24 protein-coding genes are annotated in these 25,699 nt (G+C 57.8%); 9 read left to right on the forward strand and 15 right to left on the reverse strand.

What is annotated here, in order from left to right; genetic code table 11:
- Window positions 1-84: 84 nt before the first annotated feature.
- Window positions 85-1,134: a patatin-like phospholipase family protein gene (locus tag ACR3FB_RS22050; protein WP_480565463.1), complete on the reverse strand. Its 1,050-nt coding sequence runs from the start codon at window positions 1,132-1,134 to the stop codon at window positions 85-87.
- Between the two features lie 220 nt (window positions 1,135-1,354).
- Between ACR3FB_RS22050 and ACR3FB_RS22055 the strand changes: the two genes are divergently transcribed.
- The gene (locus tag ACR3FB_RS22055) at window positions 1,355-2,278 is read left to right on the forward strand and encodes an SMP-30/gluconolactonase/LRE family protein (RefSeq protein WP_480566899.1); all 924 of its coding nucleotides are present in this window, start codon (window positions 1,355-1,357) and stop codon (window positions 2,276-2,278) included.
- A 133-nt stretch (window positions 2,279-2,411) separates the two neighbouring features.
- Here the strand turns inward: ACR3FB_RS22055 and ACR3FB_RS22060 are convergent, their stop codons facing one another.
- The 6 genes from ACR3FB_RS22060 to ACR3FB_RS22085 form a co-directional block, all read right to left on the reverse strand.
- Window positions 2,412-3,152: a 4'-phosphopantetheinyl transferase family protein gene (locus tag ACR3FB_RS22060; RefSeq protein ID WP_480565467.1), complete on the reverse strand. Its 741-nt coding sequence runs from the start codon at window positions 3,150-3,152 to the stop codon at window positions 2,412-2,414.
- 205 nt (window positions 3,153-3,357) lie between these two features.
- A complete protein-coding gene (locus ACR3FB_RS22065) occupies window positions 3,358-4,377 on the reverse strand; it encodes an endonuclease/exonuclease/phosphatase family protein (protein ID WP_480565469.1) in 1,020 nt (339 codons plus the stop codon).
- Complete coding sequence (locus ACR3FB_RS22070; RefSeq protein ID WP_170376921.1) at window positions 4,374-5,420, reverse strand: ABC transporter ATP-binding protein; 1,047 nt, start codon at window positions 5,418-5,420, stop codon at window positions 4,374-4,376. The genes ACR3FB_RS22065 and ACR3FB_RS22070 overlap by 4 nt, the downstream gene beginning before the upstream one ends.
- Window positions 5,421-5,431: 11 nt before the next feature.
- On the reverse strand, window positions 5,432-6,325 hold the full coding sequence (locus tag ACR3FB_RS22075; protein WP_170376923.1) for an ABC transporter permease subunit: 894 nt from the start codon (window positions 6,323-6,325) through the stop codon (window positions 5,432-5,434).
- Between the two features lie 11 nt (window positions 6,326-6,336).
- The gene (locus tag ACR3FB_RS22080) at window positions 6,337-7,218 is read right to left on the reverse strand and encodes an ABC transporter permease subunit (protein ID WP_170463282.1); all 882 of its coding nucleotides are present in this window, start codon (window positions 7,216-7,218) and stop codon (window positions 6,337-6,339) included.
- A 72-nt stretch (window positions 7,219-7,290) separates the two neighbouring features.
- Window positions 7,291-8,595 carry an extracellular solute-binding protein gene (locus ACR3FB_RS22085; protein WP_170666948.1) on the reverse strand — a complete coding sequence of 435 codons (1,305 nt, stop codon included), beginning with the start codon at window positions 8,593-8,595 and terminating at the stop codon, window positions 7,291-7,293.
- A gap of 231 nt (window positions 8,596-8,826) precedes the next feature.
- Here ACR3FB_RS22085 and ACR3FB_RS22090 point away from each other — a divergent pair, with 231 nt between their 5' ends.
- Window positions 8,827-9,840: a LacI family DNA-binding transcriptional regulator gene (locus ACR3FB_RS22090; RefSeq protein ID WP_480565471.1), complete on the forward strand. Its 1,014-nt coding sequence runs from the start codon at window positions 8,827-8,829 to the stop codon at window positions 9,838-9,840.
- A gap of 171 nt (window positions 9,841-10,011) precedes the next feature.
- Here the strand turns inward: ACR3FB_RS22090 and ACR3FB_RS22095 are convergent, their stop codons facing one another.
- Window positions 10,012-10,407: an RrF2 family transcriptional regulator gene (locus ACR3FB_RS22095; protein ID WP_425085213.1), complete on the reverse strand. Its 396-nt coding sequence runs from the start codon at window positions 10,405-10,407 to the stop codon at window positions 10,012-10,014.
- A 104-nt stretch (window positions 10,408-10,511) separates the two neighbouring features.
- On the opposite strand from ACR3FB_RS22095, the gene ACR3FB_RS22100 reads away from it, so the two are divergent.
- From ACR3FB_RS22100 to ACR3FB_RS22115, 4 genes are all read left to right on the forward strand, one after another.
- Window positions 10,512-11,723, forward strand: a complete 1,212-nt coding sequence (locus ACR3FB_RS22100; RefSeq protein ID WP_480565473.1) for a GTP-binding protein — start codon at window positions 10,512-10,514, stop codon at window positions 11,721-11,723.
- On the forward strand, window positions 11,720-12,355 hold the full coding sequence (locus ACR3FB_RS22105; RefSeq protein WP_480565475.1) for a DUF1826 domain-containing protein: 636 nt from the start codon (window positions 11,720-11,722) through the stop codon (window positions 12,353-12,355). Before ACR3FB_RS22100 ends, ACR3FB_RS22105 begins: the two co-directional genes overlap by 4 nt.
- Window positions 12,352-12,612, forward strand: coding sequence for a DUF6525 family protein (locus ACR3FB_RS22110; RefSeq protein ID WP_170554861.1), 261 nt, complete (start codon window positions 12,352-12,354; stop codon window positions 12,610-12,612). Before ACR3FB_RS22105 ends, ACR3FB_RS22110 begins: the two co-directional genes overlap by 4 nt.
- A gap of 93 nt (window positions 12,613-12,705) precedes the next feature.
- On the forward strand, window positions 12,706-13,632 hold the full coding sequence (locus ACR3FB_RS22115) for a hypothetical protein (protein WP_480565477.1): 927 nt from the start codon (window positions 12,706-12,708) through the stop codon (window positions 13,630-13,632).
- Window positions 13,633-13,640: 8 nt separating this feature from the next.
- Here ACR3FB_RS22115 and ACR3FB_RS22120 read toward each other — a convergent pair whose 3' ends face one another.
- Both ACR3FB_RS22120 and ACR3FB_RS22125 read right to left on the reverse strand, forming a co-directional pair.
- Window positions 13,641-14,603: a fatty acid desaturase gene (locus tag ACR3FB_RS22120; RefSeq protein ID WP_170640310.1), complete on the reverse strand. Its 963-nt coding sequence runs from the start codon at window positions 14,601-14,603 to the stop codon at window positions 13,641-13,643.
- A gap of 145 nt (window positions 14,604-14,748) precedes the next feature.
- Window positions 14,749-15,603, reverse strand: a complete 855-nt coding sequence (locus tag ACR3FB_RS22125; protein ID WP_480565479.1) for a class I SAM-dependent methyltransferase — start codon at window positions 15,601-15,603, stop codon at window positions 14,749-14,751.
- Window positions 15,604-15,643: 40 nt separating this feature from the next.
- On the opposite strand from ACR3FB_RS22125, the gene ACR3FB_RS22130 reads away from it, so the two are divergent.
- Window positions 15,644-16,411 carry a DUF5765 domain-containing protein gene (locus tag ACR3FB_RS22130; protein ID WP_480565481.1) on the forward strand — a complete coding sequence of 256 codons (768 nt, stop codon included), beginning with the start codon at window positions 15,644-15,646 and terminating at the stop codon, window positions 16,409-16,411.
- A 134-nt stretch (window positions 16,412-16,545) separates the two neighbouring features.
- On the opposite strand, the gene ACR3FB_RS22135 is transcribed toward ACR3FB_RS22130, so the two are convergent.
- Window positions 16,546-17,172, reverse strand: coding sequence for an adenylate/guanylate cyclase domain-containing protein (locus ACR3FB_RS22135; protein ID WP_170376947.1), 627 nt, complete (start codon window positions 17,170-17,172; stop codon window positions 16,546-16,548).
- 322 nt (window positions 17,173-17,494) lie between these two features.
- On the opposite strand from ACR3FB_RS22135, the gene ACR3FB_RS22140 reads away from it, so the two are divergent.
- Both ACR3FB_RS22140 and ACR3FB_RS22145 read left to right on the forward strand, forming a co-directional pair.
- Window positions 17,495-18,202 (forward strand): response regulator transcription factor, encoded by a 708-nt coding sequence (locus tag ACR3FB_RS22140; protein WP_480565485.1) that lies wholly within the window; start codon window positions 17,495-17,497, stop codon window positions 18,200-18,202.
- Window positions 18,199-20,340, forward strand: a complete 2,142-nt coding sequence (locus tag ACR3FB_RS22145; RefSeq protein WP_480565487.1) for an ATP-binding protein — start codon at window positions 18,199-18,201, stop codon at window positions 20,338-20,340. The genes ACR3FB_RS22140 and ACR3FB_RS22145 overlap by 4 nt, the downstream gene beginning before the upstream one ends.
- Window positions 20,341-20,349: 9 nt before the next feature.
- Here the strand turns inward: ACR3FB_RS22145 and ACR3FB_RS22150 are convergent, their stop codons facing one another.
- The 4 genes from ACR3FB_RS22150 to ACR3FB_RS22165 all read right to left on the reverse strand — a co-directional run bounded on the left by ACR3FB_RS22150 (window position 20,350) and on the right by ACR3FB_RS22165 (window position 25,692).
- Window positions 20,350-22,356 (reverse strand): adenylate/guanylate cyclase domain-containing protein, encoded by a 2,007-nt coding sequence (locus ACR3FB_RS22150; protein ID WP_480565489.1) that lies wholly within the window; start codon window positions 22,354-22,356, stop codon window positions 20,350-20,352.
- A gap of 202 nt (window positions 22,357-22,558) precedes the next feature.
- The gene (locus ACR3FB_RS22155; RefSeq protein WP_170376954.1) at window positions 22,559-23,824 is read right to left on the reverse strand and encodes an ABC transporter permease; all 1,266 of its coding nucleotides are present in this window, start codon (window positions 23,822-23,824) and stop codon (window positions 22,559-22,561) included.
- Window positions 23,821-24,627, reverse strand: coding sequence for a taurine ABC transporter ATP-binding protein (locus ACR3FB_RS22160; protein WP_170376956.1), 807 nt, complete (start codon window positions 24,625-24,627; stop codon window positions 23,821-23,823). The genes ACR3FB_RS22155 and ACR3FB_RS22160 overlap by 4 nt, the downstream gene beginning before the upstream one ends.
- Before the next feature lie 69 nt (window positions 24,628-24,696).
- Complete coding sequence (locus tag ACR3FB_RS22165) at window positions 24,697-25,692, reverse strand: taurine ABC transporter substrate-binding protein (RefSeq protein WP_170641131.1); 996 nt, start codon at window positions 25,690-25,692, stop codon at window positions 24,697-24,699.
- Between the last annotated feature and the right edge of the window lie 7 nt (window positions 25,693-25,699).

The following is a 25,699-nucleotide window of genomic DNA, read 5'->3' on the forward strand; positions in this document are numbered from 1 at the left end:
ATAAACACTGGTCGGGCAAAGGCAACAGGAAGAATACATAAAACCCGGCGAAGCCACTGTTTGATCAAGCAAAACTGAGGTCGGTTACCATTTGTTCAGCATATCTTTGGCATGGGTCCAGTATTCACTTTGCCGGCAGGTGTAGAATGCCTTCTCCATCAGATCGTAGGATTCAGGTCGGTGTGTTGCCAGCCCCACCACCTTGGGGAGCGAAGGGTTCAGACGCACCATCCGCTCTTTTAACACAAGATGGGCCATCCAATGCTGGTTCTCGGCGGATGTGGTCAGCAGCAGTTCGATCAAAGCCCCCCGAGGTGCGCCCGAGGTGATCCCGAACCATTTCAACAGGCCCCAGTCGTCGGGGTTCTTGATCATCTCCTCCGAGATATCTGTGGGCTGTTGCCCGGTGCCGATAGACAGAGCCTCGATATGTGCCAAACCCTCGGCTCGGCCTGCCGCGATGGCCACGTTGATGCCGTTCATTACCGGGTTGTTGGCAAAGGCCCCGCCATCAGCGAAATAGCCATAGTCCACCCCGTCCGAGATGATCTGATGCGGCGGGAAATAGGATGGCGCGGCCGAGCTTGCCATGGCGACGTCCAGCAGGCCGACATCGCTCATATCCAGCCATTTTTCATAGCCTAGCGTCTGGTTGGTGATAGTAAACGGCGACCACCCCACCTTGTCGCTGCGATGCAGGCACACGGTGTTGACCGCCAGAACGAGATCCGGGGACAGAGAGTTGACTTTGCGGTCTCCAACTAGACTGCGCCCGATCTCCTCGAGCCCGGTCGCATTGTATTGCGAGGCGGTGATGCCCGGGCCGCCGCCCAGTTTGAAACGCCGCAGCACCTCATCCAGTGCCTTGTCCAAAAAGCTGTGTTCGTTTTCGCGGAAGATCTTGTCGGCATCTTCGCGGTAATGCGCGGCAAGGTCGCCGATCAGCTGGCCCATATCCTTGCCCTGCGTCCGGCCATCCGCCAGTGCCACGGCGATCAGCCCACCGGTCGAGGTCCCCGCGAACCCGTCCGCCTTGTCCAGAACGCCGGTCTCCTCCTGCAAGCTTTGCAGGATCAAGCAGCTCAGGTAGCCCCTGATCCCCCCGCCATCGCAGGACACAAGTTTGAATACCATTCGATGCGCCTCATCGCTTTTTAGTTGTAGGGGGTTTTAGGATAACTGGGCTGGGAAAAGCCAGCCGTTTTGCGACCCGTTGAGGCTTATCCCGCATAGCAAATTGGAAAAAGCCTTGCGAAAACCTGTATTTGTCAGCACAGTTCGCCACGAAAAGGACGGGCTTGGCCCGCAATGGCCGACCCCACCGGGGCCACGGCGCAATCAGGGAGTTGAGGCTATGGCGTTGGAACTACATGAGATGTGCAGCGGGCTGGGCTTTCCAGAAGGTCCGGTTGCGATGAATGATGGCTCGGTCCTGTTCGTGGATATCAAAGAGCAGACCCTCGTGCGCCTGTCCGTCGATGGCACCGTCAGTGTGGTGGCCGAAATCCCCGGCGGCCCGAATGGCGTGGCAATTGGACCGGATGGCGCTGCCTATGTCTGCAACAATGGCGGTGTCTACAGTTTCGTGCCCTACGGACCCGACGATATCACCGTTCCCGCACCCATTCGCCCGCATTACAAGGGTGGGTCGGTGCATCGGGTCGATCTTGAGACCGGAGAGGTCACGATGCTGTTCGATTCTTATGAGGGGAAACGGCTGATCGCGCCCGACGATCTGGTCTTCGACAAGGAGGGCGGGTTCTGGTTCACCGACACCGGTATCGAGGATGCGGAGTCCACGCGCTATGGTGGGCTGTACTATGCTACGATCGACGGCAAGACCTTGATCAAAGCTGCCACGATTCCGATGCCCAACGGGGTCGGGCTGTCGCCGGATGGCGGCACCGTCTACGTCTCGGATACGGTTTTTGGGCGGCTTTGGGCGATGAAGATCACGGCCAAGGGCCAAGTCGAGCCCGGCCCGATTCCGGGGATGCCGGGGCAGGTGGTACAAACCTTGCCGGGGTATCAATGGCTCGACAGTCTCAAGGTCGAGGCCGACGGACGGGTCTGTGTGGCGACAATTTTCAACGGTGGTATCACGGTGTTTAGCCCTGATGGGTCAACTGAACATGTCGCCATCCCTGATCTTTTCACGACCAATATGTGTTTCGGCGGTGAGGACATGCAGGATATCTGGATCACGGCCTCTAGCACGGGCAAAATCTACAAGGCCAGATGGCCTCGTCCGGGGTTGAAGCTGGAGTTTACGGCTTGATGTAGGGACCGTCGGTTTTGCGCGGTCGAGATCAGCATACGTTTGAGCCATGGCCAATAACGGAGAGTGTGTCGCAGGTGTAATCCGGCGACAAAGAACTAGAAGGACAGGGCCTTGGCCGGACTGCCGAGGCTCAGTCTGCAGGCGTGGGGGTGATAAGCCAGGTAATAACGCTGCGGTCCAGTTGTCGGTAGCCAATGTCGAAGACCGCCCCTGCCGTGACCGTATTATTCAACGATTTGGTCAACCGCAGCCTCAGGACGGTTTCGCTGGGCGCGCAGTGTAGTTCTGCATGGTCAAAACCAAAGAACTGTTGAACCGCAGGGAACAGGGCTTTGTAGAGTGTCTCTTTGGCCGAGAATACAAGCGTGGCCGTCAACGCCTGCGCGTCGCTTTCCCGGATCAGCCGCGTTTCCTCTGGCTGCAAAGCGACCTTGAAAATCGCATCCAGTGAGGATCCTTCGGCGATATCCTCTATATCGACGCCAACCAAAGTGCCGGGCTGATTGGTTACAATCGCCGCACATCGCCCTTTGGAATGCGTGATCGAACCTGTGACGCCTGCGGGCCAGATCGGTTCGCGGTTGGGGCCTGTGGCGATCTGCGTCGACGCGTGCCCATTTGACGCCAAAGCCGCCATGGCCACGGCACGGCCTGCGAGATACTCGGACTTTCGCTTTTCAACGGCCCTGTCCAAACGATCCGGGCGGTCGACGTCCAACGTCGTGAAAAGGCCATCTTCAAAACGAGATTGATCAAACCTCGCGATCACAGCAGTCGCTGTCGCAGACCCGATGTCCATGGCCCCCACGTCCGTCAGGAACCCATCGGAGCGCGTTTCAAGGGAAGAGAAGTGTTGGGCGGGCAGTGTCATGGCCCCTTTGGCTTCCCTCAAGCGTCGCGCCACGTCAATCCGGTTTTTCAAATTGTATGACGCCTGCACAGTGGGGCAGCTTGAAATGTAGGGAACCATTTGAGCATCCGACAAAACCTACCTCTCGCCTAAAGGGTTGGGGGACTCAGCGCCCCTCATGTCTTCAAATCTCGTAGACGCGTGTCAGACTACGATCGGAATTGGATTATGCGTCTGAAAGTGCGGAGATATCGGCCTTTGTCCAAACGCAGTCGTGGTCGGAAAGCGGTGTGCCAGTGGCCGAGATTGAACTCAGCACGCCCTTGTCTACGGGCGTGAAACCCCGCCCGGCCAGCCAATCCAGTTTCATCTTTCGGTCCGGGTGTGGCGTGATCAGACTGGGGCGGGTCGTGTCGCCCTCGGCCGTAAACTTCCATGAATACCCCTGATCTTCGGCCAGTGCGAACAAGGTTTCGCGGCGCCAGTCGAAATCGGGGGGAAGGTGGTTGCCTGTGTTCAGATCTCCGCCGATCAGAACGGGCATGTCGGGGGCGAAGGCGTCAATCTCCCGTAGCAGAAGTTCGAACTGAACTTGCCGGTGTTCAGCGGCGGAATTGCTTTCCAGATGAGTGGAGACCACGCAGATCGGCCCCCGTTCGGTTGGCACCACGGCGGCAATAGCCATGCGCCCCCCGACCCGGGGTTGCTCGGGATCGGCAGCGCCGCTTTCGGGGGTGAACCAGTGGCCGTGGTCGTCCAACCGGATCAACGCCGTGCGCTCAAACGGGACCGAGGACAACACGGCGTTGCCGTGCCAGCCGGTTGTGTTGAAATCATCGGTGCAAAAGGCGCGCTCGGTCGGGCCGCCCAGATCAAGCTCGTGAAATTCGACGCCAAAGGCGTAGGTCATGCCAAGGGCGCGAGCGACCTCTTCGGTGGTGTGGCGTTGCGCAGTGCGGGCCATGCCGCAATCGACCTCGGAGAGCAGAACGATATCTGGTGCAATCGGGTCCAGATGCGCGGCGGTTTCTTCGGGAAACAGGCAGCGTTCAACATTCCAGGCGGCGACGGTGATCTGCGCGGGCAGTTGGGCTGCTGTCGCCTCGCCGCCCAATTGCAACGCGTTCATCGCCAGCAAGGATGCCATCAGCGAGCGATGCGCCTGCGTTGTGCGCGGGGCGGCCATGATTTCAGCCCGCTGGTCTGATGTGACCTCGGGCAAAGTAGCGACAGTATTTGTGATCAAAGGACTTTTCCCGTTTCCACGTCGAACAGACGCAGGGCGTCGTGTTTCAGGGTGATGCGGGTTTCGCCCGTGTGCACGCTATGGTCTTTGCCGACCATGACTGTAAATGGCTGGTCCGCAAGCGTTCCGTGCAGCAAACGATGCGCGCCAAGTTCTTCGAGGATGTCGACCTGGAACGAGACGGATCCGTTCTCATCCAGTTCGACATCCTCGGGACGTACACCCATTGTCACCGGGCCGCTGACGGCCTGTGGCGCGGGCATCAGCCCGTCATAGCCGTTGAGGCGGACCTGTCCGTCTGACGCTTCGGCCTCGATCAGGTTCATGGGTGGGGCACCCATGAACGAGGCGACGAAGGTAGAAGCCGGATTGTGGTAGATTTCGGAGGGGGTACCGATCTGCTCAATCCGGCCTGCGTTCAAAACGATGATCCTGTCGGCCATCGTCATCGCCTCGACCTGGTCATGGGTTACGTAAACTGCCGTCGTGCCAAGACGACGCTGCAGGGCTTTGATCTCGATCCGCATCTGGTTGCGCAGCTTCGCATCGAGGTTTGAAAGGGGTTCATCAAAGAGGAACAAGGCAGGGTCGCGCACCACGGCACGCCCCATGGCGACGCGCTGGCGCTGACCGCCGGATAATTGGGCAGGTTTGCGGTCCAGATATTCAGTCAGGTTCAGCATTTTGGCGGCGTCTTCGACCTTGGCTGCGATCTCGGACGCGGGCGTGCCGCGGTTCTTCAGGCCATACCCGATGTTCTTGCGCACCGTCATATGCGGGTAGAGCGCGTAGTTCTGGAACACCATCGCGATGTCCCGATCCGCAGGGTCCACATCGTTGACCACCCGGTCGCCGATTTTCAGCGTACCTTCGGTGATATCCTCCAACCCCGCGATCATGCGCAACAACGTGGATTTGCCGCATCCCGAAGGGCCGACCAGAACAACAAACTCGCCGTCCTGAATGGTAAAGCTAGTGGTCTGAACGGCCTTGAAGCCGTTTGGATAGACCTTGCGGATGCCCTCTAATGATACCTGAGCCATGCGCGTATTCCTTATTTGTCGGATTCTGTGAGGCCCTTGACGAACCAATTCTGGAAGAAGATGACGATCGCCACCGGCGGGATCATCGCAACAATGGCCAGCGCCAACGCTTGTCCATGCTCGGGGATCTGACTGTCGGTGTAGGTCAGCACGATCTGTTTTATGCCCCGGACCAGCGTGAAGAAGCTTTCATCCGTCGTGATCAGCGTTGGCCACAGGTACTGGTTCCAGCCAAAGACGAACATGATGATGAAGATCGCGGCAATCATCGTGCGGCTGAGCGGGACGAGGATGTCGATAAAGAACTTCCACGGCCCTGCGCCGTCGATCCGGGCCGCCTCGGCCAGTTCTTCGGGGACGGACATAAAGAACTGCCGGAAGAAGAACGTGCCTGTGGCAGATGCGATCAGGGGAACGATTAGACCGGTATAGGTGTTGGTCAGGCCCAGTTTCTGGATCGCTTCGTAGGAGGGCAGGATGCGGACCTCGAGCGGCAGCAACAGGGTGGTGAAGATCACCCAGAAGGCCAGCGTTGCAAAGCGCAGACGGAAATAGACGATGGCATAGGCGGCCATCATCGAGATGATGATCTTGCCCACGGCAAAGCCGATGCCCAGGATGAAGGAGTTCATCAGCATCAAGGTGCCGTCAACTGTCTGCGTGAACCCGCCTTTTTCAAACATGGCGGCGTTGAAGTTCTTGCCCAGGTCGTCGCCAAGGCCCAGCTGGATGCCCTCGCGGTGGATAGTGACCGCATCGTGGCTGGCTGTCGTCAGCGCCAGCAGAGGCGGTAGGATCATCAGCAAGGACCCAAGGATGAGGACAAAGTGATCTCCGATCGTTTCCCAGCGGATTCTGCGGGGTTTGCGGGTCACGGCGGGTGTGTCGAGTGTGGTGTCGGCCATGAGATCCTCCCTCAGGTATAGTGAATCCGGCGTTCCACCAGCCGGAACTGGAAGACGGTCAGGATCAGAACAAGGGCCATCAACACAACGGATTGCGCGGATGATCCACCAAGGTCGTTGCCGCGGAAGCCATCCAGATACACCTTGTAGACAAGCGTCATCGGGTTGTTGCCCGGCTCACCCTTCATCAGTGCGTCGATGATGCCGAACGTGTCGAACAGTGCATAGGTGATGTTGATGATCAGCAGGAAAAACGCGGTTGGGGCCAGCAGGGGGAAAGTCACGTCCCAGAACCGCCGCGTGGACGAGCGGTTGTCGATCATGGCCGCCTCGCGGACTGAACGAGGGATGGATTGCAGGCCCGACAGGAAGAAGATGAAATTGACCGGGATCTGTTTCCACACCGCGACGATGATCATTGCCGTTGCGGTGGCGTTGTAGTCGACGCCCAGCTTGAAATCCCAGCCGAACAGTCCGAAGAACTTGGTCATGGGGCCGGTACTTTGATCAAAGAACAGAATGCCCAGAAAGCCTGCAACCGGGGGTGCGATCGCGTAGACCCACATCAGCAGGGTGCGATAGGATCTTGCGCCTCGGATCACCTTGTCGGCCTTGACCGCCAGCAACAGCGCGATGGCCAGCGAAAAGAAGGTGACCAGAATGGAGAAGACAACCGTAAACCACGCGATGCGTTTGTACTGATCATTGCCCAGCAATGAGGTGTAGTTGTCCGCCCCTACAAAAGTCGAACCGAACCCGAACGGGTCCTGCAGAAAGAACGACGATTGCAGCGCCCATCCAGCGGGCCAGTAGAAGAAGATGGCGATGATCATGAGCTGCGGAAGCAGCAGCGCCACAGGAAGCCAGATAGTGTCGAAGCCCGCGCGTTTCATAGTTAGTCCAGTTGCAAAATCGGGGATGGCCGCGCCCAAAGGCGCGACCATCTTGGGGGTGATCCCAGAACCTTAGCCCTGAGTCTTGGCGAAGCGTGCCAGCAATTCGTTGGCTTCGGCTTCGATGTTCTGGAAGGCGCTTTCCACGTCGGTCTCACCGGTCAGGATACGGCCATACTCGCGGTTCATGATGTCGCGGATCTGAACGTAGAAGCCCATGCGGTAGCCCTTGGTGTTGTCACCGGCCTTGGCTTGCAGCTGGTTTACGCCAACTTCGGCGGCAGGATAGCGGTCATAGTGGCCGTCTGCCTTGGCGGCTTCATAAGCGGCCTCGGTGATCGGGACATAACCGGTTTCCTGATGCCAGAAATACTGGGTCTCAGGCGCGGTCAGGAAGCGGAAGAACTCGGCAGTTGCCTTGTTTTCCTCGTCCGACTTGCCCGACATCGCGAACAGGGCTGCGCCACCGATGAAGGTTTGGGTCGGCTCAGCCGTGACGGCTTCCCAATAGGGCAGCTCAACCGCGCTGAACTCAAAGCCCAGGTCTTTCTGCAGCAGGCCGCCGAAGGAACCGGACGAACCCAGCCACATGGCAACTTTGCCTTCTTCGAACGGTTTTGCGTTGTCACCCCAACCGGTGCCATACCATTCGAACATGCCGTTGTCTTTCCACTCGGTCACGGCGGTGAAGTGTGCCTTGATCGCGTCGTTGTTGACCAGGATCTCAGTGTCCATGCCGTCATAGCCGTTGTTGTTGGTCGCAAACGGCAGGTTGTGGCGCGACATGAAGTTCTCGGTGAAGATCCAGGGCAGGTGCGACTGGCTGAGCGGGATGTAGCCTGCCTCTTTCAGCGCCGGAGCGGTGGTCGACTGAAACTCTTCCCATGTCTTCGGCGGGGTCACACCAGCAGCTTCCAGAGCGTCGACATTGTAGTACAGGATCGGGGTCGACGAGTTGAACGGCATCCCGATCATCTTGCCATCGCTGTCGGCATAGAAGTAACGCACACCGGCGATGTAGTCATTGATGTCGAAATCGACGCCGTTGTCAGCCAGCAGGTCCTGAACCGGAACGGTCGCGCCTTTGGCTGCGATCACGGTGGCGGCGCCTGCGTCAAACACCTGCATGATGTTGGGCTGCTCGCCCGCGCGGAAGGCAGCGATTCCGGCGGTCAGCGTTTCTTCGTAGCTGCCCTTGTAGATCGGAGTGATTGTGTATTCGTCCTGCGACTCGTTGAATTTCTCGGCAACCTTGTTGACGGTTTCCCCCAGCTGCCCGCCATGGGCATGCCACCAAGTGATTTCGGTTTCTGCAAAAGCTGCGGTCGCGGTGAACGCGAGCGCGGCAGCTGTTGCGCAAAACTTCAGATTGTTCATTTCGATCCTCCGGTTCGGTATCGGCCCTTTGCAGCAAAAAGACCGTTGGCATTATGTGCCAGTTTTCATGCAGGCTCCCCTGCGGCGTTTTTCGCGCGCAGCCTCCGACCCGCATCAGTGGAACACGTCCGCAAACTGCACACGTGACCACATACTGTTAACGTATGACAGTTCGATGAAAGATTTCTAGCAATATTGACAAATTCGACAAAAAAGATGGACAGCTTAGGCGTGGTTGATGACAGCAAAAAACAACTGGACAGACCGCGCCGCGTCACGGCGCAGGCGGTTGCCGATGCGGCGGGCGTGTCGCGCTCGGCCGTGTCCCGCGCTTTTACGCCCGGCGCCTATCTCGATGCAGAAAAACGTATAAAAATCATGCGTATGGCCGACAGTATGGGGTATCAGCCCAACGCGTTGGCGGCAGGGTTGAAGGGGGGGCGATCGCACCTCGTGGCGGTCTTTGTAGGCAACAAACGCAGCACCTACGACTCGGAGTTTGTGAACCGGTTGGTCGGGCAGTTGAACGCTCTGAACAAGTGGCCGATTCTGATTGATGGCAGTGGAGAGAGCGCTGAATCAGCCATGGATCAGGTTTTGCGCTATCCGCTGGATGCTCTGATTCTGCGCGGAGGTAGCATGCCCGGCGCGCTTGTGGAGCAATGCAGCAAATTCGGGGTCCCCATGATCTCATCCGGGCGCATCGTGGATGCGGCGGGGATCGACAATGTGTGCTGCAAGAATGCCGACGGGATGACCATCGCGACCCGTGTTTTGTTGGACAAGGGCCGCACACGGTTCGGGTTCATTGCGGGCGCGGCCGAGTTCGGATCTTCAGATGATCGGAGGGCCGGGGTGGTCAACACTTTGGCGGCGGCAGGATTGTCCCTGATCGCGGAAGAGGTCGGAGATTTCACGGTTGGTTCTGGTTACGAGGCAGCACAGAAACTGCTGCGGGAAAACAGCCTCGATTCGCTGATCTGTGCCAACGATGCCAGCGCGATCGGGGCGTTGACCGCTGCGCGAGAGCTGGGCGTGGACGTGCCCGAAACACTCTCGATTATGGGCTTTGATGATATTGAAATGGCAGGGTGGCCCGCCTTCAACCTGAGCACGATCAACAATCCGATCGACCTTTCGGTCGAACATGTGATCACTTTGCTGGAAAAACGTTTGGCTGAACCGGCAAAGGACAGTGAGACCCTTCTGATCGAGCCTTTCTTTGTCCCGCGCGGTACCCATTGACGCTGATACGGCCCGAGGTGCCTGAAACCGTGAAGGGTTCGTCGGCGCGTGTTGGATTTTGATATTCTTCACACCGCCTCTCACCCGATTTTGCCGTCAAAGGGAGACAGGTTTCGACAAAGGTGCCTTTCTGCTGCCGCAAGTTGTTGTGAGTGTGGGTCGGGGCCTGTCTCAGACCTCTTTGATCGACGTCTCTGACAGTCTTTCTACCAAGCTCTGCTCAATCTCTTCCAGGACGCCGCGCAAGCGTTTTTGCAAGGCATGTTCGATAGAACAGGTTGGCGCCTCATCTTCACTGCCGCTTGCGACAAGGCGCTCGTCCAGCGCAAGGTAGACGTCGGCTAGCGTGATTTCGCTCGGCACGCGGGCCAGACGCCATCCGCCTGCATGGCCTTTCTCGGATGTCAGTAGACCGGCGGCGCGCAATTTTCCCAAAACGCGACGCACAACAACCGGGTTGGTTCCGGCATGATCCGCAATTTCGGTTGAGGTGCGCACACGGTCCGGCTCTCCGGCCATATGGCTGAGCGTATGCAGGGCAAGTGACAGGCGGCTATTGCGCTTCATATGACGGGGTTCTCCAAACCTGCTGGCAACGTAACTTTGGCTGTTGCATTAATCTAGTAACTATGAAAGTTACAAGAACCGCATCCAGAGCTATGGAGACTCATATGTCAGATACGCGCCTTCCCGTCACGGTGCTTTCCGGATTTCTTGGGGCTGGCAAGACCACTTTGCTGAACCGGGTTCTCAACAACCGCGAAGGTCGCCGTGTCGCGGTGATCGTGAACGACATGTCCGAGGTGAATATCGACGCCGACCTTGTGCGCGCCGATACCGAGCTGAGCCGGACGGACGAGACGCTGGTTGAAATGTCGAATGGCTGTATCTGCTGCACCCTGCGCGATGACCTGCTGGATGAGGTCCGCCGACTGGCGGCCGAGGGGCGCTTTGACTATCTGCTGATTGAATCGACGGGTATTTCCGAACCCCTGCCGGTGGCCGCGACCTTTGATTTCCGCGATGAGTATGGCGAAAGCCTGTCCGACGTGGCGCGTCTGGACACGATGGTGACGGTTGTCGATGCGGTGAACCTGCTTGGGGATTTCTCCTCGCATGACTTCCTGCAGGATCGCGGTGAGACTATGGGCGAGGAAGACGAACGCACCCTCGTCCATTTGCTAACCGATCAGATCGAGTTCGCCGATGTCGTGATCCTGAACAAGGTCGACGATGCCGGGCCGGAAAAGGTCGACGCGGCCCGCAAAATCATCCGCAGCCTTAATGCGGATGCTGAGATCGTCGACGTCAATCACTCCGCTGTGGCGGCTGAGAAAATCCTCGATACCGGGCTGTTTGACTTCGAAAAAGCCCATGAGCATCCGATGTGGGCCAAAGAGCTGTATGGCTTTGCTGACCACGTGCCGGAGACTGAAGAATATGGTGTTGCGTCTTATGTCTACCGGGCGCGTCTGCCCTTCGTGCCCGAGCGTATCCTTGAGGTTCTGAACGGCGATCTGCCGGGTGTGATCCGGGCCAAGGGGCATTTCTGGATTTCTACGCGTCCCGATTGGGTGGCTGAGTTTTCGCTGGCCGGAGCGCTCTCTAGCGTGCAGCCTTTGGGCACTTGGTGGGCTTCAATTCCGGAAGAACGCCGACCGACCCATGACAGTGCCCGTGCCTATATGCAGGCCCATTGGCAAGAACCATGGGGAGACCGCCGGCAAGAGATCGTGTTCATCGGGGCAGGGATCGACTGGCCGATCCTCAGGGCGCGATTGGATGCCTGTCTTGTGCCCGCCGTTGCGGGTTTGGGTCCCGACAATTTGCCGGACTATCCCGACCCGTTCCCGATCTGGCGTCGGGCTGAGGCAGCAGCATGAGCGTTGTACGCCAAACCGTGATCGGTGCGGCCGTTGGGGTTGGCGTTGCGGATACGCCCGAGGGGCTGAGCGCCTTTCTCAACCCAGGCTGCGCCGCAGCACTTTGGCGGCGTCAAACTCCGCCGGATGTTCAAAGCTGGCTAAATGATCTTGATCCCGAGGACCTGCCGAAGGGGCGGGTGATCCTGCCGTTGGGCAAGGTGGCCGAAACAATCGGCCATCTTTGCGACATGTCCGGTTTGCCAGCATGCCCTGAGCGCGACTGGCTGGAGGCGGATATCGCCTTACTGGCAGAGGTGTTCTCAAATCTGGTCTCGGCCCGGTATTTGCGGTTGCGGCTGGATGTTGTCACAACCAACGCCTGCCGCAAGTTCCATATCGATGCCATCGCGGCGCGACTGGTTTGCACCTATCGCGGTACCGGCACGCAATACGGCATTTCGCGTGATGGCGCTGAGCCTCAACGTGTCTTTACGGTGCAAAGCGGGTCTCCGATCCTGTTGCGCGGGACACGCTGGCCGGAAACACCGCGGTCGGGCCTTTTGCACCGTTCCCCTCCGATCGAAGGCACCGGCGAGACCCGGCTCGTACTGGTATTGGATCCGATCACCGACCCGGAAGAGGCTGCATGACCGGAAATCTGGGGCAAAGCAGCTTGCGGCGCAGGAAGCGCGCGGGCGATCCCATGGCCGTCTTTGATAGCTTGCCCGCGCCGTTGCGGCAGTGGTTGTCTGAAGCGGCGCTGCCATGGTCGCCCGTCTCGGCGCGCAGGATTTGGGTCAAAGCGCTGGCCAAAGGTCTTACACCGGAAGAAACGTTGCTATCGCTGAATCGGGCCGAGGCGAGTACACTGGCACGTGACAAGGTGATGGCCCTGCCGCGCCGTTAAGGCACCCACGCTCTGGGGTTGCTTTGACTTGAAACTGTTACGCTCAGCCGTCACCATCCGATCATTGTTGATTGATGAATTACGGAGGGCGCAATGGCCTATAAGCTGATTAAGGGCGAGTTTCATATTTTCTATCCCGACATTCCAAAGCAGGGCCCGGAACCTGACGGTGATACTCTGAAATTCAAACCAGATGACCCGTCGCTTGTTCAGGACCTTTGGCGTTCGGGTCAGCCCCGGCCCGGCTTCAATGGGCGCGGGATGATCAATCTGCGGTTTGAAGGGCTGGATGCGCTCGAAACCCATTTCCGCAGCGCGCATCAGAACAAACCCCTTGCGGAGGCGTCGCGCGATTTTCTGTTGGATTGGGCCGGGTTCGGAGACGTGGTGTTCTGGGAGGACAAGCCCAACAAGGTAAAGCAGGTCGAAAACAACCCGGTTCGCGGTTACATCCTGACCAATGGTTTGGACGGCCACGGCCGGATTGTGGCCTTTGTCTACTCGGGCGATGCGCCCGAACCGGACGGTGAGGTGTTCAAACTAATGCCAGAGCGCGTGGATCAGAGCTTCAACGCGCGCAGCCTGGAGGCTGGTCAGTCCTATCCGCTGTTCTACCTGACGCTGCCGATCTCACTTGCGCAGCATCTTGGAGGGATTGCGGATCAGGCCCGCGCGACTGGAAATGGCTTGTATCCCGATGATGCGTCTGCCCCCGGGCAAGACTTCGAAGTAATCCCAGCGAATTATCAGAATCTGGCAATCTGGCCCAAGCTCTTCCGGCGCCTGCATGACTATTTCGCGGATGAATTCGATGATTTGAGCGGGTTCGACACCTGGCTGCGCGCTGACCCGAGGGACCGGGACGATCGCATGCTTCTGCCCGAAGACTATGACGCCCATTTCCATAATCTGGTCGAGGTGACCTCGCCCACGTCGATGAGGCTGACAGTCGACCCCAAGGATATCGTGATCCTGCCGGACGATTTCACCATGCCCGACACCGGCCTGCCGTCACAGTAGCGCCAGGTCTAAAGCTCCGCCGAAGGTGCCGGGCCGCGCCAGTCCAGACTGAGATCATGGCGCAGACTATGTGGGAAGGGGATCATCCGATTGGTATCCTCGTCCCACAGCCTCCATTTCAGGCAACTGAGCGCGCCTCGGACGTCGATCGCCGCGCTGTTCCAGTCCTGCGCAATTGAGGCGTTGCAGGTCTTGAGGTGATAGCAGGGGATTTTGGCGTTCAGGTGATGCAGGTCATGGAAACCGAAATTCAGCAGAGCAAAATCCACAACCGGTCCTAGTCGGAGCGAACTCGCACCGTGCAGAGCCGCTGCATGGGCGGTTTTGTCGCCCGACTGTCGCCAATAGGTTTCTTCGAAGTTGTGCCCGACATAGACGACAAATATTCCGAAACTGCCTGCAAGAAGGCTACCAAGGATCAGGGCGTAAAAACTCCACCAACCCAGAAATGTGATGATCAGGCCCCAGAAGACAAACATGGCGATATTCTGCAATAGAACATCCCGGACGCTGACTTTCAGTGTGTTTCGGGGCCAGCGGTATTGGACAAAGTAAATCAGAACCGGGCCGATCAGGAACAAGGTTATAGGGTGCCTGTAGGCGCGGTAGAACAGTTTCTTGAACAGGGGCGCGGCCTCATATTCGCGCCGGGTCATGACATAGACCTCGTGGGCATCCCGGTGATCCAGATTGCCCAGATGCTGGTGATGCAGGTTGTGGTTATACCTCAGAACGCTATGGGCGATCCCGGAAAAGAGGCAAAGGAAGTTCCCAAGGAGATCATTCCACGTGCGGTTGGTGAAAAAGCTGTAGTGCCCACAGTCATGCTGAATGGAATAGAGCCGCAGGATGCCAGCCCCAAACAGAAACGAACCTAAGGTCAGGGAAAGCCATGCTCCGGGAAAAAGGGCAGGGATAGCAAGCCCCGCAGCGACAACGCCTGCGCTGATGGCCAGCGCTTTGCAGGCCATCCTATCGTCTGGTTTTGTGAATTCCCTCGGAACCTTGATCGAACTCATTACCGTCACTGAAAATGATTGAGACTATGAAACTGGTTGGCGTCCCTAACCGTTAGCACGGCTTTGGATTTCCGCCAAATGCGTTGCGGTTCACGGTTCAGCCGTCGGTTTGGGACAGCTCCAGAAACATGTATGGCTGAATGTTCTCGAATGGCCAAAGGCGAACAACCTGCGTGAGGCCCAGATTTTTGGCCCCGCGCCCGATCGCGTTGAACACGCCGATATGTTCCTGAAATACCGGATCATCGTTGAATCTGTCGATCATGCGGTCGGTGATCTCAGACCGCACGCGCAGGCGCAGGCTTGACCCTTTTAGGTGGCGTTTGATCTGGGCAAGACGAACGAAGTTGAGGCTGTTCCACAACCCATGAACTTCGTAGGTGTCCTCAACCCATGTGATCCGCTTTCGAAACAATCGCCGTGTCAGGGTCTTTGAGCGAAGCGCGGGGATGTTGAAATGCGGCTCATACGGGAAGCCGTAATTGGGGCACAGGATCAGGCAGCGGCCCTGTGGGGCCAGAAAACGCGGCAGCGTATCCAGGAAATGCCGCCAATCCGGCAAATGCTCCAGCACGTTGACCATGTAGATCAGGTGATAGGGTTGTGACGGAGTGTAGGCCTCATAGGTGCTGCGGTGGATGTCCCCGCCCAGCTTGGCGGCGTGATCCAGAACATGCTCCATCGGTGCGAAGCCTTCGGCGAAAGGCTCGATGGCGTCCAGTGCGATGTTTGGGTTCCGTTGGCGCAGCATGGTCAGCAGGATACCTGCCCCGCAGCCGATCTCTAACGCCCGCGCGCCGGGGGGCAGGGCGCAGATCTCGGGGTCGAGATTGAGGAAATGAAACCGGGCTGCGCTAAGCCAGATGTCTTTCAGGGGAAAGTCGAACCGCGCGAAATCCTCAAGAATGTCGTCGACCGAAAAAAGGCTTTCTTGAGGGCTGACCGAATGCATACTGATCCCAAGACGAGTGGTTTGAAGGATTGATATAACAATGTGTTGGAGCGGGCCAGCGTCCTATACCATCGCTGCCGTCGGGGTGATCGCTGCCGTCAAGGCCATACGACAAGGCGAGAGCCCGTTGCTCTGGTCTCCGCTGGTGTATTTCACCGCGATTGAGGTGCTGCAGGGCTATTCCTATTCCGTCGAAGGGCAATGCGCATTGCCCCAAAATCAGGTCGCCGCGTTGCTGGCCTATATACATATCGCCTTTCAGCCGCTGTTTACCGGCATTCTCGCGTTGTATTTCATCCCAAAGGATGTGCGCGGTATGATAGCTCCCGTGGTCTTAGGTCTTGGCGCAGTTACTGGAGCGTATCTGTTGCTGCAAATTTATCCGTTCGAGTGGGCAGGCCCGTGCCGACCGGGTCGTCTTTTGTGCAGCGATCATCTGTGTGTGAAGGCGGAAAGCTGGCACATAGGGTGGCATTTGCCACTGAATGATCTGGGTGAAAGCCTGCCTGCAAGGATTCTTGGGCAGCAATATGATCTGAACTTCCCGGTCTATTTTACGGTGATGTTTCTGCTGCCCGCCGCTCTGGGCGCATGGAAAGTCGCGGGGTTTCAACTGCTTATCGGGCCCACGCTGGCCTTGGCCTCAACCGATAGCCCTACGGAAATGCCTGCGATCTGGTGTCTGTTCTCGCTGGGCATTGTCATGATGATCGTGTTCACGCCGCTCAAATCGGCGCTGCAAGCAAGATCATGGCCTTTGTGGACTGTGCTGCGCTGGGTGAACGGGACCAATAAAAAACCACTCTAATACCCTAACAAACCGTTCACCCGCGCATCACTTTCTTTACCTCGTGCCTAACCTGCGAACCGCAGTTCCGATCTGGTCGGAGACCCGGTTCCCCCTCAAGCCGGTGGGAGGCAAGAAACTCTATGGAGGCACGACTACGTCTCGGCGTCATCCTCCAGTTGATACAGAACCCAATCGTCACGCAGGCCTTTCAGCTGTTTGGGGCCAATTTCCTGAAACTCCAGTCCCAGACCCAAAACCAGATCGCGCACGGTGCTGGAAACCCATGTCTGCCCTCCCGGTGTCAGGCTGAGAACACGGGCCGCGATTGCGATCGCGATGCCGGTCACATCGTTGGTGGTGCGCAGACACTCTCCACAATGAATACCGGCCCGAAGCTTTAGGCCGAGCGCGTCTGCCGTGGCCCGAAAGGCCTTGGCGCAAGCGATGGCGGCACTGGGGCGAGGAAAGATCGCCAGCATGCCGTCACCCATCAGTTTCACAAGTGTGCCTTCGTGTTCTGCGACAGTCTCAAGCGCTGCCGTATCCAGAGTGTCCATGATATCGCGCCACTCGGCATCGCCTAGACGCGCGACGATCTCGGTCGAGTTTACCACATCGGTCATCATGATTGTGACCAACAGGCTTTTGTTTTCACCATCAGCCTCGTATTCGGCGATATTGTCCTCGAACGTTTGGTCGATCAATGCGCTCGGCTGAGGGTGGATGATCGTCGGGCGAACCGGGAAGGTCTTTACGACCGCCGGTTCGTTGCTCTCCATATCAACGACTGCCAGAGTGCTATGCTTGCTGCATGGCGCTGGAAGTTCAGACAGTTCGGGATCGTCGACGGGTTCAATAATTTCAAAAGATGTATTCAACATAACTGCACCAACAAATTGGGACGTTGAAACATAGATTAAAATCAAATTGTCACCAAACCGCGATGCAGATGTTAACCAGATGTTAACGGGCCCAGTTGTTACGCACGCTAGGCTTGTGTCCGTGGCTGAACATACTCCAAAAAGAGTGTGGGGATGGTTTGGACGAAAACACTTACACGTGCCAAGCTGTGTTTAGCAACAGACAGGTAGGACCGCAGAATTGAAGAAGTTGAACGTATTGTTGGTAGAGGACGACCCGTCATTGCTTGCTCTGACGTCCGCGCTTCTTCGGCCGCACTACAATGTTCTTCAAGCGTCCAATGTTGCGGATGCACGCGCGACGCTTGCGTCCCAATCGGTGGATATCGCTTTGCTGGACCTCGGATTGCCGGATGAGGACGGTCTGGTACTGGCGCGTTCCATGCGGGCGAAATCGGCGCATCCTCCGATTGTCTTCGTGTCGTCCCGCAATAGCGCGAGCGACAAAATCAGCGGGTTGGACATTGGGGGGGACGACTATCTGACCAAGCCGTTTGACCCGGATGAGCTTTTGTCCCGGATTAACGCAGTCCTCAGGCGCACAAACCCCCAGGCTCAGATGCCCCGGCAGGATAGCAAAGTCCGGCTGGGAGAGATCGAGATTGATCTGGACAGTCGACAGGTCTGGAATGCTCAGCACGAGGTCATACCCGTCACACGGGCCGAGTTCGACGTGCTGATGGCCATCGTTAACGCGAACGGTCGGGTGCTGTCCCGGTCGGTGCTGCTGGATGCAGTTGCCCTCTCGCCGGACCATGACGCCGGAGAGCGCACGATTGATGCTCTGGTTGCCAAGATCCGCAGGAAGCTGTCGGATGGCGGCGATGGTCCCAAGATCATCGTGACGGTCCACGGGGTCGGCTATCGACTGGGGGTGACACGACAGTGAAACCCCGCGCCTTCATATATGATGAGCCGATCAACGCGGTCACCCAGAACTTTCTGGACAAAGAGTTCGAGGCCCAATACCGCGATTGGTACTTCGAATCCACGCGCGGGCAATTCCGCACAGCGCTGCTGTTTGGCGCGTCTTTCTACGTCGTCTTTGCTTTTCTTGAGGTTTTTGTCCTGCATTCCCGCAGCTTCTCTGGTCAGGATCTGGCCGTTTGGGGCGCGCGGCTGTTCATCATCTCGTTTATTTTTGGGCTTTTCTTTTTTTCGCACAAACTTCCGGCGCGCACATTGCCCGTGATCATCTCCACCGGCTGGTCGATGATGTATCTGGCCATCTGGGCCGCCTTCGCCTTTTCCGGGGATCATGAATCCAAGGACTTCCTGTATCGCTTTGCGCTGATCAGCCTTGCGGGCACCGTTTTCCTGCCCTTTGTCTTTTCCCACTCGGCAGCGTTGCAACTTTTGCTGTTCGTGCCTGTCTCATACTATCTGGTGTTCGACAAAACGAGCCTGAGCAGCGGGATGGACACCTGGATCGGCCCCTCCTTCGTTCTGGCTTCTACTGTTCTGATTGGTCTCTATGCGAAGTTCTTTTCCGAACGCACGCTGCGGGCCAATTTCGTGCAGAGCGTCTATCTGGAAAAAGCGCGCAACGATGCGGAAAAGGCGAATGAGGCGAAATCCCAGTTTCTGGCAACTGCAAGCCATGAGCTGCGCACGCCGCTGAATGGCATCGTGGGCAATATCCGCCTGATCAAATTGACCCCGCAGGACCCCGAGTCCCTAGACCAGAGACTGGATGAGATTGAACGCTCCAGCCTTGCGATGCGCAATCTCATCGACGATGTCCTCAACATCGCGCGTCTTGAAGAAAAGCCCGAAGATCGCGAATTCCGCACCTTCAACCTGTCCGAAGTTCTGCAAGACCTCGAGGCCGTCTTGCGCCCGCTGGCTCGGTCGAAGAACGTACAGTTGATCATCCCGCAGTTTGACGATGGCGTTTATCTCAGCGGCAATAGCGGCCACCTGCGGCACATCCTGCTGAACCTTCTAGGCAACGCGGTGAAGTTCACCAATGAAGGCTCGGTCACGTTGTCTTTTGAGCAATCAAAGCAGTCGGTGGCCTTTACGGTCAGCGATACCGGGATCGGTGTGCCCGAGGACCAAGTCAAGGATATCTTTGAACCCTTCACGCAGGCCTCGAACATCGACTCGCGCAAAACAGGCGGAACCGGGCTGGGGCTTTCGATTGTGCGTGGGTTGGTCTCAACGCTGAACGGGCAGGTGTCGGTCAAAAGCAATCTGGGCGAGGGGACGGTGTTCCGGGTCGAAGTGCCTTTCCACGCGGCCCCGGCCCCAAGCCCGCAATCCGAGATGGCGGGTTTTTCAGCCACGGTCGGCACGAAGCAAAATGTACTGATTATCGAGGACGACCCGACCAGCATGGAGATCCTGAAAAGCCTGTTGGAGAGGGATGGTCACACGGTCACCGCAGCGGCCAACGGCAAAGAGGCGATTGCCCGCTTCCGTCCAGATGACACTGATTGCATTCTGACCGATATCCGACTGCCCGACACGACCGGCGTTCAATTGGCCCGCGACCTGAAGCAGATTGCCAAGGAAACGGGATTGGACAAACCGATCACGACCATCGCCGTGACGGCCAACGTGATGCCCGAAGATTTGGATGAGTATATGAACGCTGGCTTTGATGCGGTTGTGTCCAAACCTCTGGATGAGCGGGTGCTGTATGGCGCCATGCGGGCCACACTCGGGCAGCCGTCGCCTGAGATATCGTACATTCCAAACACCGATGACACCAAAGAGCGCCTGAGGAAGTTCCTGAGCAATGAAGAGTTGGAGCAGGTTTTCCAGACATTCCGTGAGTCGCTCGAAGATTGTTATGTCGAGCTCAAGAAAGCGCAGGGGCAGGGTGACAGGGACCGGATCGAGTTTCTCGTTCACCGTGTTTATGGTAGCGTCTCCAGTTTTGGAGAGACGGAATTGGCCGCCAAGGCACAATCGGTCGAGGGGCTTTTGCGCAGCGGGGCCGAGAATTATAGCGCAGAGTTGGATAAGCTTATTCAATCCTGCGGGGTCGTCATTCAGGGCCTTAAACGACAGGCCTCATGATGTGATCTGTCAAAGCGCGGCCTGCGCCCGTTTGATCATCACCACTGATGCCGGGTCGCCACCGCGTAGCGTGTCGGCAGATTTGAACGCATCGATGGCCTGGACAAAACGCCCGGCCCGGAAATGCGCTAGGCCAGATTCGTAGGCCGCGATCCAGGCAGGCGGTTCAGGCGTGTCGCCGGTCATTGCGATCAGTTCAAACACGACCAATTCCTCGGTGCGGCCCGCGATCTCCATCGTGTCCAATTCACGGGCAATGATCGCGTTGCCCGCTTCGCGCCGGGTCTCGGGGCCGATCAGGATTGCGGTGCCGTAGGTTTTGTTGACGCCTTCCAACCGGCTGGCGACGTTTACCACGTCGCCAATGGCGGTGTAGTTCAGGCGATGCTCGGACCCGATATTGCCGACCAGCGCTTCTCCGCTATTCAGCCCAATGCGAACATGTAGAGCCTCGTCCGACTGGCTTTGCAAGGCTGAGTTTTCAATGTCATCAACCAGTTCCAACGCGGCGCGGCAGGCGTGCTCTGCGTGGTTCGGGTTTTGCCTCGGTGCACCCCAGAAAGCCATCACAGCGTCGCCGATGAACTTGTCGAGTGTCCCGTCATAGCGTTCGATCGTTGAAGAGGCCGCATTGAAGAACGGCTCCATCAGTTCTACGACCTTTGGGCCGTGTTTCTCGGCCAGACCGGTGAAGCCAGACACATCGCAGAACAGGACCGAGATCTGTTTGGTCTCGCCGCCGGGTTGCGATTTCACACCTGCGGCGACCAGCATTTTCACCAGATCGGTCGGCACGTATTTTCGAAAGGCCGACAGCCCGGCCGCCATGCTTGCTGTTGCTGCCGATAGATTTTCAAGTTCCACCAAACGTGAAGGACGACGTGAAACCTGCTCGACATCAAAGCTCTCAATCCGGCTGAGGTCTTCAGCGACGCGCGACAGCGGGTTGGCAACGACCCGGCGCACCAGCCAGATTGCAGCCATGGTCGCCAAGGCCACCACGCCCAGCAGGATATAGACCAAATTGACCAGCGTCCGGTCGATCCCGGACAGAAAGGCCGATTCCGGGATGACCGTCGCCACCCGCCAGCCGTAGAATCCCAGCGGCGTCAAAGCGACCGCATAGGCCACGTCGTCGTAAACGACCCGTTTCGTCAGGGTGCCCGCAACGACCTCGTCTGCCTCGGCCAGCAGTTTCTGGCCCGAGAGTTTCGCCACTTCGTACAGCTCTCCCTCGCCCATGCGGGCGGGGGTGATTTCATCGGCATTAGGGTCGGGTACGGCGATGACTTTACCATCGGCGCTGAGTATAAAGGCCGCGCCGAACTCGCCGGGGCGCAGGGATCCCAGAAAGCGGGACAGGCGGTCGGTATCAATGGCAACCGACAGCACGCCTTGCCGCTGGCGGCGCACGTCGATTGGGCCGGAATATGCAAACACCGTCTTGTCGCTGTTTGGCAGATCGCGCACTTCGATCCAATCTGGCGTGTCGCGGTCGATGAAGTTGTCATACCAAGGATGATCGCGCGGGTCGTAGTCTGTCTCGGCAAAGCTGCGTTCTTCGAACTGAATGTCGCCGGGGATAAAGATATAGCGGTCTCTACGCAGCTTCCTGTCGTGAATGTTCTCGTCGATCTCGATCATCTCAAGCCCGCTATCCCCCAGTCGGTGGGCGGCAAAGAAATTACCGTCGGGCCAGCCGAAGGTGATCCACGAGATATTTGGCTGAGATTGCAGCTGAGACAGGAACACAAATTCCCGCTTGTCGGCCTGACGTGTCTCGATCACGTTTTGAATGAAGATCGTTCGGACAGCGGCCCAAGCAGCCTCGGCGGATCTGAGGGTCAGGCCAACCTCAATCCGGACCGTGTTCGAGATCTGGCTGTTGATCTCGGCGGCCAACATCTGACTGTTGTCCCGCGCCGTGGTCCACCACAGGGAATGCACAATGAAGGTCGACACGCCGATGGACAAAGCGACGAGCATTGACACGGCGATCCCAACGGTGACACGCATTGAAGCTCCACGGCGGCCTATAGTGACTGGCGCTGCGATGCGGACAGTCAGGTTCTAGGTCAAGTCTAGGGGCTGCAACCGTCAGTTGCCAGTTGGTTTCAATCTGCGCGCTAACTTGTGTAGTTGGCGAGAGGAACAGTTGGAAAAGAAAACCGGCAGATCGACGAGCGGGTCAATCTGCCGGTGTTTTTGGTATCCTAGGTCAGCTACGACCCTTCCATGGAACCAACACGTTCTCGGCTTTGCGCATCAGGATATCGATGCCGTAGCCAATGATGCCGATCAGCACGATGCCCATGATCACGATGTCGGTTAGCTGGAATTTCGAGGCTGCGATGATCATCATACCAGCCCCTTTCTGCGCCGCGACCAGTTCAGCCGCAACAACCGTGCCCCAGCAGACGCCCATCGCAACCCGCGCACCCGTGAAAATCTCGGGCAGAGAGTTCGGGACGATCACATGACGCATGATCTGCCATTTGGATGCACCCAGCGAATAGGCCGCGTGGATCTTGGAGATATTCACACCCGAAACTCCCGCACGGGCGGCAATGGTCATGATCCAAAGGGCGGCAAGGAACAGCAGAACGATCTTGCCAGTCTCCCAGATCCCGAACCAGATGATGACCAGCGGGATCAGCGCCAGCGGAGGGACAGGTCGCATGAACTCGACAATCGGGTCGAACCAACCGCGGAACCAGCCCGACAAGCCCATCGCATAGCCTAGCGGAATGCCCACGATAGCCCCGGCGATGAAACCTGCGATGACGCGCAGCAATGACCAACCCAAGTGCTGCCAGAGCGAGAAGTTCTGATAGCCTTCATTGGCGATCTCGAAGAAACGCGCAACGACCGTTTCCGGCGCAGGTAGCCAGATCGGGTTCATTTGCAAACCCTGCGCTGGCGTAAAGCTGATGGCGCCCTTCCCGGTCAGCGATACAGTGCCGTCGCCAACATTGACTTTTGCGTCAGGACCGATCGGATTGCCATTGATCGCAATGATCTTTGCGCCATCTGCGCGTTTGGCGTCGTCGTTCTTGTCAAACAAGATGGTCGAGGACCGCCCGGTTGGGGCAGCAAATGCATCGTCTTTGGCGAAGCCCGTACCGGGATCAACCTCGAAATCTTCGGCGTCTTCTCCGAAGGGTGGGACGCGGATGAAGACGGTGGCGTCATCAGTCGTGCCGTCTGCATTCTCGACCGTGTAGGTGAATTGGGTTTCCCCCACAAACGGCCCCGGAACATGTAGCGGGATCAGTTTCGATCCTGTGAATGCCGCCCAGATTACGAAGATAACCAGAATCGAGATGATCGAGGCTGCGCGATCCGCGCGCACAGCGCTTTCATCGCCAAAGGTCACGGTTTTCAGGCTGGTAAAGTCCTGACGGCTTTGCAGGCCCTTGCGCAGCAGGTGAACGATCAAAAATGCGCCGCCGAACAGGCCGATATAAAACAGAAGTACGATCATGATGCTTGCTCCGTCCGGCCCATGATTTCTTCTTCCATTTCCCAGATCATGGACAGGATTTCATCTCGGGTTTCGGCGAAACCTTCGGATTTTTTGACATCGCGAAGGTCGGCGTTCACGCCGCGTTCCGCGAAAGGCAGATTGTATTCCTTGTGGATACGCCCCGGACGCGGGGCCATCACGATCAGGCGTTCACCAAGCAGCAGGGCCTCTTCGACCGAGTGGGTGATCAGGATGATGGTCTTGCCCGTCTCTTTCCAGAGTTTCAGGACCAGGCCCTGCATCTTTTCCCGGGTCAGCGCGTCCAGCGCGCCCAAAGGTTCATCCATCAGGATCACGTCAGGCTCATTCGCCAGACACCGTGCCAGGGCCACGCGCTGCTGCATACCGCCTGACAGTTCATAGACGGCCTTTTCCTTAAAGTCCTGAAGGCCGACGACCTCAAGAAGATGGTCCGAGATCTTATCGCGCTCTTCCTTGGGCATGCCTTTCATGCGTGGGCCGAATTCCACGTTTTCACGCACGTTCATCCATTCGAACAAGGCGCCTTTCTGAAACACCATGCCGCGTTCCGCGTCCGGCCCTTCGACCACGTGGCCATTTAGCTCGACCCGGCCCGAGGTGGGCGCAAGGAAGCCCGCGACGATGTTCAGCAACGTTGTCTTGCCGCATCCCGAGGGCCCGAGGACCGAGACTAACTCACCTTCTTTAAGGCTGAGCGTGACGTCCTGAAGGGCCTGTACCGAGGTGCCGTTGGGCAAGTCAAAGCGCATGGACAAATCAATGATGTCCAGTTCAGGCATTCCGTTTCCTTCCTGCTGTTGTTTCCGAAGGCCAGCCGGATGACCGGCCCCCGGAATATTTATGTTTTATTAGTTGGACGCGGCTGCCAGCGGCGCGCTATTTACAGCGCCCTCATAGGAGTCCAGCGCGGAGTCGATGCTGCCCGCATCCACAAAGACATTGGCAACGCCGCCCATGAACTCATGCGCGCCACCACCCAGCCATTTGTCAGACAGCTGCTCTTCGGCGGAGGGGAAGGTGAAGGTCGCGATGGTTGCCTCGGCATCGGCCAGGTCCATACCTGCATCCTTTGCGATCGCGGCCAGCATCTCATCCTTGGAGTCACCCGCGTTCCACTGCGCGTTTGCGTCAGCAGTCACTTTGAGGAACTTGGACAGCAGTTCAGGCTCTTCCTGAATGAACGAGGTCGGTGCACTTGTTACGTCGAACACCAGAATGCCAAGCTCTTCCTTTTCGGCGCCGGTCAACAGGATGTTGCCGTGGTCGAGCATACGACGCAGCGCGCCACCCCAGCCGCAGACCATGTCCAGGTTACCCTGAGCAAAGGCTGCCGCGCCATCGGCGGGTGCCATGTCGACGATCTCGAGCGAGCTGGTATCCACACCGAAATGGGCCATCTGAGACAGGAACCCGTAGTGCGCGGCTGTGCCGATCGGAACACCGACTTTCTTGCCGTTCAACTCTCCGGCGTTGGTCTTGTCGATTTCCAGAGCTTCGGCGACGACGCAGTTGTCATTGTCCGAATAGCTAACAGCAACGTCTACGGCCTGAAGGTCCTGACCAGCTGATGTGGCCACAACGAAGGGCGGAACGCCTTGGCTTACAGCGATCTGAACGTCACCGGATGCCATGGCAGCCGACATCGCAGTCCCGGTGTCGAAGGACACCCAGTTGATCTTGACGCCCATCTCTTCTTCATAGGTGCCATTGGCCTTGGCGTATTGGAACGGCATCGGCCATTCGAGGAAATAGGCGACGGTGATTTCATCCGCAGCCGCTGCTTGTGATGCCGAAAACGCGGCAAGGCCGGCGCAGGCCGTTGAGAGCAGATACTTTTTGATCATTGGTTTA

It is taken from the genome of Ruegeria sp. AO1 (genome assembly GCF_056535985.1).